General features: G+C 48.1%; 12 protein-coding genes. 9 read left to right on the plus strand and 3 right to left on the minus strand.

All coding sequences use genetic code 11. From position 1 onward, the window contains the following. The first annotated feature begins 39 nt into the window (after positions 1-39). The 8 genes from MHI12_RS12380 (at position 40) to MHI12_RS12415 (ending at position 10,392) form a co-directional block, all read left to right on the plus strand. Positions 40-555 (plus strand): DUF2500 domain-containing protein, encoded by a 516-nt coding sequence (locus MHI12_RS12380; RefSeq protein WP_405172509.1) that lies wholly within the window; start codon positions 40-42, stop codon positions 553-555. 235 nt (positions 556-790) lie between these two features. After that, positions 791-2,284 (plus strand): rhamnulokinase family protein, encoded by a 1,494-nt coding sequence (locus MHI12_RS12385; RefSeq protein WP_405172510.1) that lies wholly within the window; start codon positions 791-793, stop codon positions 2,282-2,284. Between the two features lies 1 nt (position 2,285). Next, complete coding sequence (locus tag MHI12_RS12390; RefSeq protein WP_105598339.1) at positions 2,286-3,047, plus strand: DeoR/GlpR family DNA-binding transcription regulator; 762 nt, start codon at positions 2,286-2,288, stop codon at positions 3,045-3,047. A gap of 146 nt (positions 3,048-3,193) precedes the next feature. Beyond that, positions 3,194-3,922, plus strand: coding sequence for a (Fe-S)-binding protein (locus MHI12_RS12395; RefSeq protein ID WP_017688927.1), 729 nt, complete (start codon positions 3,194-3,196; stop codon positions 3,920-3,922). Then, positions 3,919-5,436 (plus strand): LutB/LldF family L-lactate oxidation iron-sulfur protein, encoded by a 1,518-nt coding sequence (locus tag MHI12_RS12400; protein WP_062833994.1) that lies wholly within the window; start codon positions 3,919-3,921, stop codon positions 5,434-5,436. The genes MHI12_RS12395 and MHI12_RS12400 overlap by 4 nt, the downstream gene beginning before the upstream one ends. Beyond that, complete coding sequence (locus MHI12_RS12405; RefSeq protein ID WP_405172511.1) at positions 5,426-6,151, plus strand: lactate utilization protein C; 726 nt, start codon at positions 5,426-5,428, stop codon at positions 6,149-6,151. The genes MHI12_RS12400 and MHI12_RS12405 overlap by 11 nt, the downstream gene beginning before the upstream one ends. A 214-nt stretch (positions 6,152-6,365) precedes the next feature. After that, a complete protein-coding gene (locus MHI12_RS12410) occupies positions 6,366-6,920 on the plus strand; it encodes a glutathione peroxidase (RefSeq protein ID WP_405172512.1) in 555 nt (184 codons plus the stop codon). A 298-nt stretch (positions 6,921-7,218) separates the two neighbouring features. After that, the gene (locus tag MHI12_RS12415) at positions 7,219-10,392 is read left to right on the plus strand and encodes a bifunctional cytochrome P450/NADPH--P450 reductase (RefSeq protein ID WP_405172513.1); all 3,174 of its coding nucleotides are present in this window, start codon (positions 7,219-7,221) and stop codon (positions 10,390-10,392) included. A gap of 199 nt (positions 10,393-10,591) precedes the next feature. Here MHI12_RS12415 and MHI12_RS12420 read toward each other — a convergent pair whose 3' ends face one another. Then, positions 10,592-11,014, minus strand: coding sequence for a hypothetical protein (locus MHI12_RS12420; protein WP_405172514.1), 423 nt, complete (start codon positions 11,012-11,014; stop codon positions 10,592-10,594). A gap of 123 nt (positions 11,015-11,137) precedes the next feature. Here MHI12_RS12420 and MHI12_RS12425 point away from each other — a divergent pair, with 123 nt between their 5' ends. Next, on the plus strand, positions 11,138-11,482 hold the full coding sequence (locus MHI12_RS12425; RefSeq protein ID WP_405172515.1) for a hypothetical protein: 345 nt from the start codon (positions 11,138-11,140) through the stop codon (positions 11,480-11,482). Between the two features lie 172 nt (positions 11,483-11,654). On the opposite strand, the gene MHI12_RS12430 is transcribed toward MHI12_RS12425, so the two are convergent. Together MHI12_RS12430 and MHI12_RS12435 are read right to left on the minus strand one after the other, a co-directional pair. Further along, entirely contained in the window at positions 11,655-13,310 is a 1,656-nt protein-coding gene (locus MHI12_RS12430; RefSeq protein ID WP_405172516.1) for an MGH1-like glycoside hydrolase domain-containing protein, read from the minus strand. 29 nt (positions 13,311-13,339) lie between these two features. Continuing rightward, positions 13,340-14,668 carry an ABC transporter substrate-binding protein gene (locus MHI12_RS12435; RefSeq protein WP_405172517.1) on the minus strand — a complete coding sequence of 443 codons (1,329 nt, stop codon included), beginning with the start codon at positions 14,666-14,668 and terminating at the stop codon, positions 13,340-13,342. Positions 14,669-14,697: the final 29 nt, after the last annotated feature.

The following is a 14,697-nucleotide window of genomic DNA, read 5'->3' on the forward strand; positions in this document are numbered from 1 at the left end:
GTGCATCTTATTTTTGCAAGGGGAAAGGAACGATGAAGAATGGCGTTAACGAGCGTGTCCTCATCGCTGGGCCGATTAAGCGTAGACGGCTTTGGTGTGTTTGACGACATGAATGGGGTACCAGGTTTTGAAGGCAATCAGGGTGGTTTTTTTTCGGGATTTAGTGAGTTTGCTGCAATGAATGCATTTGCTTCGATTTTCATTGGCGCCATATTTCTCATCATTGCGGGAGTTATTGTTTTTGTTATTATTTCAGGCATACGCTCAGGGATGTCAAATAACGCGGCAGCCTTGTTAACCCTGCACTCAACGGTGGTAGCCAAACGAACGGAAGTCTCAGGTGGAAGCGGCGATAGCAGTGCGACTACCCGGTATTATGTTACATTTGAATTCGACAATGGGGAGCGTACTGAACTGATTGTTGGCGGAAACCATTATGGCATGATGGTGGAAAATGATCGAGGGATGCTGACGTATCAGGGGACACGATTCAAGCATTTTGAGAGAGATGTACAACCCCAGTCGGGGGTAAGCAAAGGTCAATTTTATACGTAAAAAAAGAACTGCGGCTCCTCCCAAGTGGGAGAGAGTCGTTTTTGGTATAACCAAAAGAAAGAAAAACCGAAGGGTATTCAAACGCTTACAATGGTGATATACTCGTTAAATAAAGTAAAACAGTATTAAACAAAAATAAACAAACAATAAATACAGAATAAAGTACAGAGTTACGGACTGAATCAAGTGATACGGTTTGGAAAATAGGATTGGTTCGAAAGGTTGGTGAAGCGCGGTGAGTGTGCTGGCTTATGATTTGGGCGCTGGGAGCGGGAGAGCGCTACTGGGACATCTAAATGATCGTGGGATCGAAACAAGCGAAATTCATCGGTTCAAGAATGAACCGGTGAAGATTGGCGAGCGGATGCACTGGGATATCCTGCGATTACATCATGAATTGTTGCAAGGGCTTACCCTTGTGAAACAGCAAGGAGAAAAACCAGAGAGCCTGGGGATCGATTCCTGGGGTGTTGATTTTGGTTTGCTTGGGAGTAATGGTGAGTTGCTTGGTAACCCGTATCATTACCGTGATACACAGTTTAACGGCATGATGGATCAGGTACGGCAAGAGCTGAGCTCCCAGCGAATCTTCGAACGTACAGGGATTCAGTTTCTTGGCTTTAATACCTTGTATCAATTGGCAACGCTTCAACGCAGCGGTTCCCCGTTGCTTCATGAAGCAGAGCGTTTTCTCATGATTCCGGATTTGCTACGTTATTTCCTGACAGGGGAAGCGGTGAATGAGTTCACCAATGCAACCACAACACAATTATACAATCCATCAGCGGGGCAGTGGGATAGTGAGTTGCTGGCGCATATTCGTATTTCGGAGAAACTGTTTGGTGAAGCCGTGCTGCCAGGTACCCTTGTTGGACAATTGCGAAGCAGTATTTGTAACGATCTGGGATTGTCCCCGATCCCCGTGATCGCTGTTGCGGAGCATGATACGGGTTCAGCCGTTGTGGCTGTTCCTGCAACGGAACGTTCATTTGCTTATCTGAGCTGTGGAACCTGGTCCCTGATGGGTACGGAGATAGATCATCCTGCGATAAGTAGCCAGAGTCTGGCCTTGAACTTCACGAATGAAGGCGGGGCGGGCGGAACATTCCGTCTGCTGAAGAACATTATGGGCTTATGGATTTTGCAGGAAAGCATGCGCGAGTGGGATCGTCAGGGGCAGGGAATTAGCTTCGATGCGTTGTTGGCGCAGGCGGAACAGGCACCTCCATTTGCCAGTTTGTTTGATCCGGATGATGAACTGTTTATGCCAGCAGGAGATATGACGACGCGTATACGTCAGTATTGCCGTGATACAGGGCAAGTGGTACCAGAGGATCAGGGGGCTATTGCCCGGGCAATTCTGGAGAGTCTGGCATTGAAGTATAGAAGAGTTCTGGAATGGACGGAGCAATTGTCGGGTCAGACGTTCAACGGATTGCATATGGTCGGTGGAGGCATCCAGAACCGCCTGTTATGTCAGTGGACTGCAAATTCCATTGGCAAGCAGGTATGGGCAGGTCCGGCAGAGGGAAGTGCCATCGGGAATATGGCTGTGCAATGGATGGCGAGCGGAGCTTTTAAAGATATCTGGGAAGCTCGTAAGGCCATTCGTGATTCATTTCCGGTAACTGTGTATGAGCCGCAGGACGGATCAATCTGGGAAGATGCTTACGGCAGATTTCTGCGTGTGACGGCTTCATCTAATTCACAAGCGGGGAGTGAGGTGTAACATGCTGGCAGCCGAGCGGTATGACCGAATTGTGGAGATGGTGAATGTAAAGGGCAGTATGCGTGTATCTGAGCTTAGTGAGCGCTGCCGAGTGACGGAGGAAACCATCCGGCGGGATCTGGATCGGCTGGAACAGGCAGGACGACTGCGTCGCTCTCACGGTGGTGCAGTGAGTGTGAAGGAAGATCAACCGGAGATCCCTTACCGGATCAGGGAGACAACCCATGCGGAAGAAAAAAAGCGGATTGCACAAGCTGCTCTGGCGATGATTAATCCGGGTGATCGCATTCTGTTGGATGCGAGCACAACGGCAGGTTATATGGCAGCGAATATGCCGGATTTCCCGCTGACGGTCTTAACCAACTCGATTCAAATTGCCACTGAACTCAGCAGCCGTGACAAGGTTGAGGTCATCTCAACAGGGGGCCAGCTGGCATCGCGCTCGTTGTCTTTTGTTGGGCCGCTCGCGGAGCGTTCTCTGGAAACGTATCACGTGGATAAAATGTTCATGTCGTGCAAAGGTGTACATCTCGAAGGTGGCGGGATCAGTGAATCCAATGAACTTCAAGCAAGGCTGAAGCAGAAGATGGTTGGCATATCCGATCAGGTCATCTTACTTGCAGATGCCAGTAAATTTGGTGTCCGTGCTTTTGCCCGGGTATCCGGGTTAAATGCAGTCCATACGATCGTTACCGATCAGCCATTGGAGGCTGAACAGACAGAACGTTTGAGCGGATACGATATTGGTATCATCACGGTTTAAGCTTTTATATTTTATTTATTTAAATTGAACTAAATTAAAAAATCTGGGGATAACAGCGATCGGAAGGTTATTCTGTCATCGGAGTGTCCAGTGCAAATATTCTTTAGTCAATTCATCTACTAATCAGTTAATAGGAGCGTGTAATTATGAAGGTCTCCTTATTCATTACCTGCCTCAGCGATGCCATCTATCCCCGAGTTGGGGAGGCCATGGTCAGATTGCTCGCCGCTCATGGCGTTCGGCTGGATTTTCCACCGGTTCAGACCTGCTGCGGTCAGCCTTCCTACAATAGCGGGTACTGGGATGAGACTCGGGTAGCGGCCAAGACAATTCTTGAAGCGTTTGACGACAGTGATTTTGTAGTTTGTCCATCCGGATCGTGTACGTATATGATTCATCATTATCCCGAACTGTTCGCGGACGAACCGGTATGGCTGGAGAAGGCAAAACGATTGGAAGCCAAAGCCTATGAGTTTACTCAGTTCCTTGTTCAGGTACTCGGGATAACCGATCTGGGCGCACATTTTCCGCACAAAGTAACCTATCATCCATCCTGCCACGGCAGCCGTCTGCTTGGTGTAAAAGATGAGCCGATGGCGCTGCTCTCTCAAGTAAAAGGACTGGAATTGGTTCCACTTCCATTCGCTGAGGATTGCTGTGGGTTCGGGGGTACGTTTGCCATTAAAATGTCCGATATTTCAGGAGCGATGGTGACGGAGAAAGTCGATCATGTCAAAGAGACACAAGCTGAAGTGCTGGTTGGGCTGGACATGGCCTGTCTGATGAATATCGCAGGTAATCTGCGTTATCGGAATGAACCGGTGCGTGTGATGCATCTGGCGGAACTACTGTATGAGGGGGTGCGAACAGGATGAGCCAACCGGGAGTTATGGATACTACGGTCAAAGAACGTGCCGGACTGGCCTTGAATGATGATTTTCTGCGAAAAGCGGTCAAATTCACGACAGAACGTTTGCGTAACGGGAAGAAATCTGCCTCAGAAGAACATGGAAACTGGGATGAATGGCGGGAACGTGGCCGTCAGATTCGTCTGCATACGATTGCGTATCTGGATTATTATCTGAATGAATTTGTGAATAACGCCCGTGCGAACGGGGTTCATATTCATTTTGCAGATACATCGGTGGAAGCAGCGGCGATTGCGCTGGATATTGCGGCGCACAAGCAGGCTTCTACGGTGGTGAAGTCCAAATCGATGGTCTCGGAGGAAGTACATCTGAATCATGTGCTGGAGTCGGCGGGCATTGAAGCTATCGAGACCGACCTGGGTGAATACATCATACAGTTGGCAGGCGAGGCCCCATCTCATATTGTCATTCCAGCCATCCATAAGAACCGCTATCAGATCGCAGAGTTGTTGTCGAAGGAAGCGGGTGAGATTCTGGAGCCGGACACGACGGTACTTGCCGGATTTGTTCGCAAAAAGCTGCGCGAGAAGTTCCTCGAAGCGGATATCGGTATGACCGGCTGCAATTTTGCGATTGCAGAGACAGGCTCCATGGTTTTGTTCGAGAATGAAGGCAATGCCCGTATGGTATCCACTGTTCCCAAAACGCAGATTACACTCATGGGCATGGAGCGGATCATCCCATCGTGGACGGATCTGGAGGTCATGGCAACCTTGTTGCCACGCTCTGCAACAGGTCAGAAACTCACGATGTACATGTCAGGCATCACAGGTCCTCGCCGTACAGCGGATGCGGATGGACCGGATGAAATGCACATTATTATCGTGGATAACGGTCGATCCCTTCAGCTCGGTGATCCCGAATTCCAAGAACTGCTGAATTGTATTCGCTGCGGTGCTTGTCTGAATGCTTGCCCGGTATATCGCCATATTGGAGGTCATGCCTACGGTGGAACATACAGTGGTCCGATTGGCGCGGTACTGACACCTGCACTCAATGGCAACATTGATGAATGGAATGATATTGCCGGTGCTTCGAGTCTTTGCGGAGCCTGCTATGAAGCATGTCCGGTCAAAATTCCGCTGCATGATATGCTCGTTTATTTACGCAGACGCAAGGTAGAGGATGGTCATGGAAACAAAATGGAGAGCATGGGCATGAAGGGCTTTGCTGCCGTGGTTTCCAATTCGAAACGCTTCAGTGCGGCCATACGTCTCGGACAGATCGGGCAGAAGGCAGTTGTACGCAACAACGGCATTTCTCTCAAGCTGGGTCCACTCAAAGGCTGGAATAATTATCGGGTTGCGCCAAGTCTCGCCAAGAAATCTTTCCGTCAGCAATGGAACAAGCTGGATCAGGAATTGAACCAGGAGCAACCAACCATGAATTCTTCCGTTCGCAGCCGCATGGAGCAGATTATTCGTGAACGAGAGGAAGGGGAGGATAAGCATGGTCACTGAACATCAGCAATGGCTCGCGCAATTGGAGAAGAAGTCCATGGAGCAACAGGAGCAGTTCATGAACGACATCGCTTCGAAATTGAGAAGACCAAGGCAACGACATGGGCCAACACAACCTTTCCGGGGAGCACCCGACTTTTGGACTGAGCTGGAATGGGATGAAGAGAAGCGTATTCAAGCATTTACAGATAACTTTGTGAGTGTAGGCGCCCACATTGCCCGGGTTCAGAACATGGAAGAAGTGTCTCAATTCATTGCCAACAAATCGCATGAGCTGAGTGCGAAATATATCATTCGTCAGAATGAACAGGCGTTAAAAGATCTCGGATTGGAAGGGCAGTTACCGGATGTGCAGATCTCAGTCTGGAATAGTCAAGCGGATGAGAACTGGAGGGCACGTGCAGCTGAGGCTGATATCGGTGTGGTCATGGCGGATTATGCAACAGCATACACAGGTTCGGTCACTGTACTTTCTTCACCGGAAAAAGGTCGGTCAGTGAGTCTGTTGCCTACGGTACTCATCATCATTATTCCAGTGGATCGACTGTACACCAGACTGGGTGAGACGCTGAATCGATTTGACGAAGCGGGAAGAGAGAATCTTCCGGCAGGCATCCATTTTATTTCAGGGCCAAGCCGCTCTTCCGATATTGAAAATGATTTAACCATTGGCGTACATGGACCAGGTATTGTATATGGTTTGATTATGGGTTAACGGTGTGTTGAGCGTGATGGCCAATCATGATTTTAATAACTGTCCTAGATGCAGAATTAGTCTGCTGAGGGCAGTTTTTTGTTTACGTTTTATAGTTAAAAACTATTAATATTATATTTATTATATATTTAACCTATTAATAATGGAGGTGTATAATCCATTTCAAGAGAGAATTTATATGGGATACGAAAATGAAAGAGGAGGATGAATACAGATGAGTATATTTTCTTACCAGGTTCCGTTCATGAACGGCCACGAGGGTGATTTTTCTGCGTTGAAAGGCAACGTACTGCTTATTGTGAATACAGCAAGTCGGTGTAGCTACTCCCGGCAGTTCAGTGAACTTCAGCAGATGTATGAGAAATATGGTGAACAGGGGCTGGAGATTCTGGCTTTTCCTTGCAACCAGTTTAACGAGAAAGAACCTAGCAGCAGCGTTGAGATTGCCGAGTATTGCAGAAGTCAGTTTCAGATATCCTTTCCGATCTTGGAGAAGGTTGAGGTCGTTGGGCAATCGATGCATCCGTTGTTCCGTTATCTGATCAACCAAGCGCCATTTCAAGGTTATGATCTGAACACGAAGGAGGGACAGTGGATGGACACCTTTGTGAAGGAGAAACATCCAGAATTGTACCAAGGAGACGGGATCAAATGGAATTTCACCAAATTCCTGATTGACCGCAGTGGGAACGTCCATGGCCGTTATGAAACGACAGTAGCTCCATTAGAGATGGAGTCGGTTATTCAGAATTTGTTGAAGAAATCATAGGTATATCGTAATCCCTGTCCTGAGGTCCTATGACTTTGGGACTGTTGAAGATTAGAACTGGAAATGTTAGGGTAAAAGAAGATAACGAGGTCATCCATTTTTTTTAATCAAAAATGACCAATATACCATTTCGGTCAGTTAGTTCTTTGATGGTTTTATCGTTATCTGGATGAAATATGAAAATGTGCAAAAAATAACTTGAATCTGTTGATCTGAAGAGTAAGTGTAATCGCGTCTGTAAATCAAGTCATTATTTTTAGTTGTATAACTCTTAACTTGGAAAGAAGGAGTGAGCGTCATGCCACCAATTTCAGTGCCTCAACCGAAAACATTTGGCCCACTGGGCAATTTGCCGCAATTGAACTTTGAAGAACCGGTGCAATCCCTGGTGAAACTGGCTGAAGAATATGGACCGATCTTTCGTATGGAGTACCCTGGGCGAAGTGAATTGTATATTTCCGGTCACGAGCTGGTCGCTGAGGTAACGGATGAATCCAAATTCGACAAACGGGTGTGGGCACCCCTTGCGAAGGTTCGTGCTTTTGCAGGAGATGGACTGTTTACGAGTTGGACCGAAGAACCGAATTGGAAAAAAGCCCATAACGTGTTGCTGCCAAGTTTCAGTCAACGTGCGATGCAGGGATATCACAACAAAATGATTGATCTGGCTGTGCAGCTGGTTCAGAAATGGTCACGGTTGAACCCGGATGAGACGGTTAACGTTCCGGATGATATGACACGTCTTACGCTTGACACAATTGGCTTGTGTGGGTTCAACTATCGGTTTAACAGCTTCTACCGGGAGGAACCACATCCATTCATTACGAGCATGGTTCGGGCGTTGGATGAATCCATGAGTTCATTGCAGCGACTGCGTCTGCAAGACAAGTTGATGATCACCAAAAAGAAACAGTTTGAACAGGATATCCGTTCCATGTTCTCGTTGGTAGATCACATTATTGCCGAGCGTAAAGAGAAACCGCAGGAAGGGGCAGACGATCTGTTGTCCCACATGCTCAGCGGCAAGGACCCGGAAACGGGAGAAACACTGGATGATGAGAACATCCGTTATCAGATTATTACATTCCTGATTGCTGGACATGAGACCACAAGTGGACTGTTATCCTTCGCCGTTTATTATCTGATGAAGAATCCGGATACGCTGGCTAAGGCCCAAGCAGAAGTGGATCAGATTCTGAAAGATCCGGTTCCCACGTACAACCAGGTTCGCAATCTGAAGTACGTTCGTATGGTTTTGAATGAAGCATTGCGGTTATGGCCGACGGCCCCGGCATTTTCTCTGTATGCAAAAGAGGACACCGTACTTGCGGGTCAATATCCTTTGCAAAAAGGAGACAGCGTCAGTGTGCTTATTCCCAAGTTGCATCGCGACCGCGAAGCCTGGGGAGATGACGTAGAGGAATTCCGCCCGGAACGGTTCGAAGATCCGAGCAAAGTGCCGCATGATGCCTATAAACCTTTTGGTAACGGTCAACGGGCCTGTATTGGTCAGCAGTTTGCACTTCAGGAAGCAACGCTGGTACTGGGCATGGTGCTGAAGCATTTTGACTTCATAGATCATTCTGATTATCAGTTAAAGGTGAAAGAAACGCTGACGCTTAAACCGGATAACTTCACAATTCGTGTACGTGCGCGTGGCGGGCAACCAGTCATGGCCGTTCCGGGTGTAGCGGTCGAAGAACCAAAGCCGGTTGCCAAAAGAACAGAGCCGGATGCAGCAAATGCCCACCACACACCGATGCTTGTTCTGTACGGTTCCAATCTGGGCACCGCTGAAGGCATTGCACGTGAAATTGCGGATACCGCCAGATATCAGGGTTTTCGGAGTGAGGTCGCTGCGCTGGATGATCGTGTTGGCAAACTGCCAAAGGAGGGTGCCATCATTATTGTCAGTGCATCCTATAACGGTCAGCCGCCAAGTAATGCCAAGATGTTTGTCGAGTGGATTGAACACGCGGATGCCAATGAATTCAAAGGTGTGCGTTTCGCCGTTCTTGGATGTGGTGACCACAACTGGGCCAGCACCTATCAGCGTATTCCGCGTTTAATAGATGAACAGTTATCTTCCAGAGGAGCAGAGCGGTTATCACCGCTGGGTGAGTCAGATGCCAGCGGAGATTTTGAGAAACAGGTGGGGGATTGGACAGAGCAATTATGGCCAGATCTCGCACGAACGATGGGACTGAAACTGAACACAAGCTCCAATAGTGAACGCAGCTCACTATCTGTACAGTTTGTCAGTGGGCTCGCCGTAACACCGCTTGCGGATACGTATGATGCCCATGTGGCAGAAGTACTCGAGAACAGGGAGCTTCACGACGCGGGCAGTGAACGCAGCACACGTCACCTGGAGATCAAATTGCCTGAAGGCATAATCTACAAGGAAGGCGATCACCTGGGCATTCTGCCGCAGAACCCACCAGAGCTGGTGGAACGTGTATTGCGTCGTTATGGATTCACCGGAACGGAGCATCTCGTTCTGGATGCATCCGGTCGCAGTGCCGCGCATCTGCCGCTGCATCAACCGGTGAACCTGTATGATCTGCTTAGTCATAGCGTTGAGCTTCAGGAGGCGGCAACTCGTGCCCAGTTGAGAGAAATGGCAGCATACACAGTATGTCCACCGCATAAGAAAGAACTTGAAGCGCTGCTTGATGAATCTGTGTATATGGATGAAGTGCGGAACAAACGGATCTCCATGCTGGATTATCTGGTGAAATATGAGGCATGTGAACTGCCGTTTGAGCGTTTCCTTGAATTATTGCCTTCATTAAAAGCCAGATATTATTCGATCTCCAGCTCACCGCGTGTTCAGCCCGATCAAGCGAGTATTACGGTCAGTGTTGTGCGCGCCCCGGCATGGAGTGGACAGGGAGAATACAAAGGTATTGCGTCCAACTATCTGGCTAACCTGAAACCGGGTGACGAGATCGTGATGTTCACGCGGACACCGGAATCCGGGTTCCAACTGCCGGAGGATGCACAGGTTCCCGTCATCATGGTAGGCCCGGGTACAGGTGTTGCTCCATTCCGAGGTTTCTTGCAAGCAAGGCATGTATTGAAGGAACAAGGTCAAGAGGTTGGCGAAGCCCATCTGTACTTTGGATGCCGGAATCCCGAGCATGATTATCTGTACAAAAATGAATTGGAAGCAGCCCAGCAAGAAGGGCTTGTGAAGCTTCATACTGCCTTCTCCCGTGTAGACGGGGAGGAGAAATGTTATGTACAGCATCTGATGAGAGACGATGCCCGTCACCTGATTCCTTTGTTTGAAGAGGGTGCGCATCTGTATATCTGCGGTGATGGCAGCAAGATGGCACCTGATGTGGAAGCTACACTCCAGCAGGCATACGCTGATATTCATGGCAAGTCCGCGAAGGAAGCAGAAGATTGGCTTAATCAGCTTCAGCAGGAAGGTCGTTATGCCAAGGATGTATGGACAGGCATCTGATATACACATGTGAAGGGTCAGCTTGATCCGTAACTGGCTGAGCGGTGAGATACAGAAGCAGTTCTGTTCTCACCGCTTTTTGACATAAAATGATTCTTCAGCAGATAAGTGGTTGCATGGGTTATAATTATATATTGGAAGGGGGCACCCGTATGCAGACATTTGGGAACCATTGTAAGGCTTGCGAAAAGAACCAGCTTTACTTCCGCCTACAAGGCCGTTTCAGGTTTTTTCTTCCAGTGGTTGGCCGATAAATCGACTCGACGCTGGAGAGAGGAAATAATATACGGGAAGGGACTCTGCCTTTTCCCTGAAGTTCAAGATAATCCAGTCCCACGCCCACAAGTCTGATATTGTTAAATGCATTCCTGGAAGGGAAAGTCGTGCGGATTCCCACTCTCACGCCTCGCCGTGTTCGAGGAATATCGAATACCCGAATGGAATTCAGACTAAGTGGAATGAATAACTGCCGGTTTACTTTGATAAACTGCCTTAGATAGACACGACGAATACGTCCCGGTTCCAACCCGGAGAGTGGAGTATTCAGTTCTGCAAGGTGCCCCTGGAGTTCTGCCAGGCGCTGCTGAAGTGTTTTTCCGGTATGGAGATGCTGCCAGCTCATAAGTATTCCTCCGTTCGCCATTTGTACCTAGTATATGAAGGCACGGGGTCGGAAGGTGTACGTTTGATAGCCCATGTTCGCTAAGGCTAACGGGGTTTCTTTTATAATAGAGGAGTGATTCAAATGATCGTAGAAATGTATAAAGACCTCATTAAGGATGAGCGTGGCAATTATTATATGGCAGTGCAGATCGAGGGCAATGAGCTTACGCTCGTTAATGCTTTCGTCGAAGCGGCATTCACACCTGAACTGATCTACAATGAAGAATTTCGTAGCAAGCATAAAGAGATGGAAGGCGGGTTTGTAGGCAAAATTGCGATGGACCTGCTAAGGCACGATGTGGTCATGGGGATGAAGCAAATCGACCGAAAACTGTTGAACTTGTCGGATGTGGAACAGCAGTTCACGGTAAATTATATTGATACGATTGAATTTTATCGTCACCCGGCGTGGAACCGGAAGGTGTAAGGTGAAAGTCATCTCCTCTGTAACCAGAGAGAGAATGATTTCCGAAGTGGTCGTCAATTTCTATCTTGTGTCCTTATGAATAAGAAATTAAGAAATGTAAACGCGCAAAAGGGAAAAGCGCAAGTGCAGGGGAAGTGAGCCTCCGCAACTTGCGCTTTTTGCATACAAACAATTAACGATACGTAGGATAGATGATGCCAATATCGCGCTCGGTTCTGAAACTTCCATCAGTGTAACGCTGCATTTCATTTCCTTTGATCCGAATCGGGATGTGCTCTCCTTGATAGTAAAGCTCCCCCTCGACGGTGCGAACGGTCATTCCGATGACTGCCTCCAGATGCCCACTATGATCCGTTACAAGCCGGATCCCTGACGGGCCGTCCAGATGAACCTTGCCTTCCAGATATACCGTCATGCGATCTGGCGTGTTGACCAATTCATATCCTACTCCTTTGACTTTTCGGCTATAAGCCGTGTTGCCAGATACGATCTCGCCATGATCCATGTCGATGGGGAGCAGTCCGGTAAACCAGAGCTGATTCGATCCAACAGGCATAATTCCGCATAGTCGCTCCACATAATCGAGGAGACAGAGAATGGAGGGTGAGTAAGTCTCGGTAAAACCTTGTTCTCCGGTCCATGGGCTTAGTACCTGACCAAATCGTTTATCTTTGGATAGAGCCGACAAGATTGGCTGCATTACCCAGGTTAGCTCCACATATCGATGATGATACTCAAATGCGTGTGGTGCCCGGATCAGACTCAGGAAATTGGAACCCCCTCCCCAGCTGTTATAGGAGGAAAAGGGATCAAATCTGGGATCATCCATTGAAATCGATGTAAACGGGTATTTAGCGAAAAACTTGCTTGTATTCAACAGATACCGACGCAGTAGGTTATCGAATAATTCACGATCACCAACTTCGCAGGCCATCACGCGGAGTAGCACATCGGATTGGACTCTGACCATTTCGTCATTACGGTCCCGATCATAGAAGAACATATCCTGTTCGTCGTAACAATAACGAAAGAGACTTTCCAGACTGGAATGGGCTTTTGCTTTCCAATCTGTCCCCGATTCTCCCAGTTCTTCAGCCATACGGGACAGATACATGCGCTGACAATAGATATTGGCAGTCAGATCTGGTGCCAGAAAAGGCAGAATCGGAGAATCCGGGTGATAGGCAGAAGCATCATTCATGTAAGGTGTATCCGGAACATGCCAGAAACGGGGGGATAAGTCATGTCCGGTATCAAACGTACTGAAGGCTTCTACACAGCCGGTTCTTCGGGTATTACGGTTGCGTGCAATCCACTCATCGTAACGAACCATAGCCTTATACATCGTATTCAGGAAAGGCGAGTGCTTACCATGATTGTCATGAAGCTGATAGTGGTTCCATACACTGCGTGCCAGCGGAGTTACCAACTGGATTTGCCGGAAAGAGGGTCCGTTTGCCGTGAGTTTATACGGAAGCAATCCATCATCTCTTTGCTGCTTGGCAAATGCGAGGTACGTTGTTTCGGATACGGAAGGCAGCAGGCGAGACAGCAGCTCCGCATTGATGGTACCTGTACTCTCTAACCAACATCCGAGATAGATGCCACCTTCTTGTAAAATAGGATTGCTGTCTCCCATGGGCAGGATACAAGCAAGCAATTCCTCCACTGCTGCATAATACGTAGCTTCCATTCGTCCGCCCGATGCCACAAACCGGATACCCGACGCATGCCATTCCTGTAATAACTGCTGATCTTCCGGTTTAACTGGCTGAACTTGATCCATAATCGAAATGTTGCGCAGCCGATTTAATATCTCTGCTGTCATATGTTCCTCCTCACAGTGTCTGTTTCTGGTTATTGATTCGATTCAAAAATACGAACGGTCCCGTTATAGAAGTCGGAGACAGCTTGCTCCACACTTTTTCTTCCAAATCCGATCTCCTGATTCGTTGTCTGAGCTAACTTGGAGAACTCTGCAAACCCAGGTGGGTTGTAACTCACGTCAAAAGGTTCAGTCTTCGTAGCTTCAGAGACAAGGTTTGTATAGTTATAGACAATCTCCTCCACAGGGCCTGCACCCTCCTGAAGAAGATTTCGATTGGCTTCTGTAACGGGCACGCCACGGTCATTACCAAGGATTTTGGCTGCTTCCGGATCATGAATCCAGAAATCCATTAACGTTGCCACTTCCTTCGGATGTTTGGTATTGGCATAACCTGATAATCCCTGACTGGATTCAAATACAACACCCGTTCCCTTAGGGCCTCGTGGTACAGGGAGTAACACCAGAGGATCTTCCGTCAAACTCTGGAATGCAGCAAGTTGGTTGGATGGTAGTAGAGTCATGGCTGCTTTGCCTGTGATTAACAGGGACTTACTGGTGTCATCATGCGGGTTGGATACCTGCAATTCCGGTGTAACTACACCGCCGGATGCCGAAGTCTTTTCCCAATACTGGAACCATTCCAGAATATCTTCTTTGGCGAATCCGAGTGTGCCGTTTTTCATGTCATATAGTTGTTTACCCCGTTGTTTTAGAAAAATATCCATTCCGTCGACGGTAAAATTGTACGTTCCATAGAAGCCGTCTCCGAGCTTGTCGGACAACTCCTTGCTAATGGCGGCATAGTCCGCCCAGTCCCAATCTGAAGCTGGCAAAGGCACGCCGGCTTTCTCAAAGAGTGCCTTGTTAACAACAATTCCTCGTGCGTTCGCACCGGCAGAAATATGTTGCAGCTTCCCGTCGAGACGTCCGTATTCGATCATGGTTTCATCCATACCATCCAGATTCAGTTCGTTGCCTACATACGGGTCCAGATTAAGCAGGACATCTTTTTTGGCATAGTCTACGACATTTCCACCGAGAAAAAAGATATCTGGTGCTGTGCCTGATGCCAATTGGGTATTCAGCTTGTCGAAATATCCGGAGGAAGGTGCAAATTCTCCTACAATTTTAATATCCGGATGTTTCGCCTGAAAGATCTTCAGGGCTTCATTCGTAATATCTGCCCGTTTCTGGTCACCCCACCACATGATGCGAAGTTCGACCTGTCCGCCCTCGGTAGTTCCATTATCATTACCATTGCCTGCATTATCATTAGCCCCTGTATGGTCTGTTCCAGAGCAAGCTGTTACGAATAACAAAAGTGAAGTGATCATACCGATCATGAAACGTTTGAACATGGTAAATCCCCCTGTCTATGGATAATGAG

The sequence above is a fragment of the Paenibacillus sp. FSL H8-0280 genome (assembly GCF_045040665.1).
GTDB lineage: Bacteria > Bacillota > Bacilli > Paenibacillales > Paenibacillaceae > Paenibacillus > Paenibacillus xylanexedens_A.

Coding starts and splice junctions, on each gene's coding strand:
- MHI12_RS12380 (WP_405172509.1), top strand. CDS start 40: ATGGCGTTAACGAGCGTGTCCTCATCGCTGGGCCGATTAAGCGTAGAC.
- MHI12_RS12390 (WP_105598339.1), top strand. CDS start 2,286: ATGCTGGCAGCCGAGCGGTATGACCGAATTGTGGAGATGGTGAATGTA.
- MHI12_RS12395 (WP_017688927.1), top strand. CDS start 3,194: ATGAAGGTCTCCTTATTCATTACCTGCCTCAGCGATGCCATCTATCCC.
- MHI12_RS12400 (WP_062833994.1), top strand. CDS start 3,919: ATGAGCCAACCGGGAGTTATGGATACTACGGTCAAAGAACGTGCCGGA.
- MHI12_RS12405 (WP_405172511.1), top strand. CDS start 5,426: ATGGTCACTGAACATCAGCAATGGCTCGCGCAATTGGAGAAGAAGTCC.
- MHI12_RS12410 (WP_405172512.1), top strand. CDS start 6,366: ATGAGTATATTTTCTTACCAGGTTCCGTTCATGAACGGCCACGAGGGT.
- MHI12_RS12415 (WP_405172513.1), top strand. CDS start 7,219: ATGCCACCAATTTCAGTGCCTCAACCGAAAACATTTGGCCCACTGGGC.
- MHI12_RS12420 (WP_405172514.1), bottom strand. CDS start 11,014: ATGAGCTGGCAGCATCTCCATACCGGAAAAACACTTCAGCAGCGCCTG.
- MHI12_RS12425 (WP_405172515.1), top strand. CDS start 11,138: ATGATCGTAGAAATGTATAAAGACCTCATTAAGGATGAGCGTGGCAAT.
- MHI12_RS12430 (WP_405172516.1), bottom strand. CDS start 13,310: ATGACAGCAGAGATATTAAATCGGCTGCGCAACATTTCGATTATGGAT.
- MHI12_RS12435 (WP_405172517.1), bottom strand. CDS start 14,668: ATGTTCAAACGTTTCATGATCGGTATGATCACTTCACTTTTGTTATTC.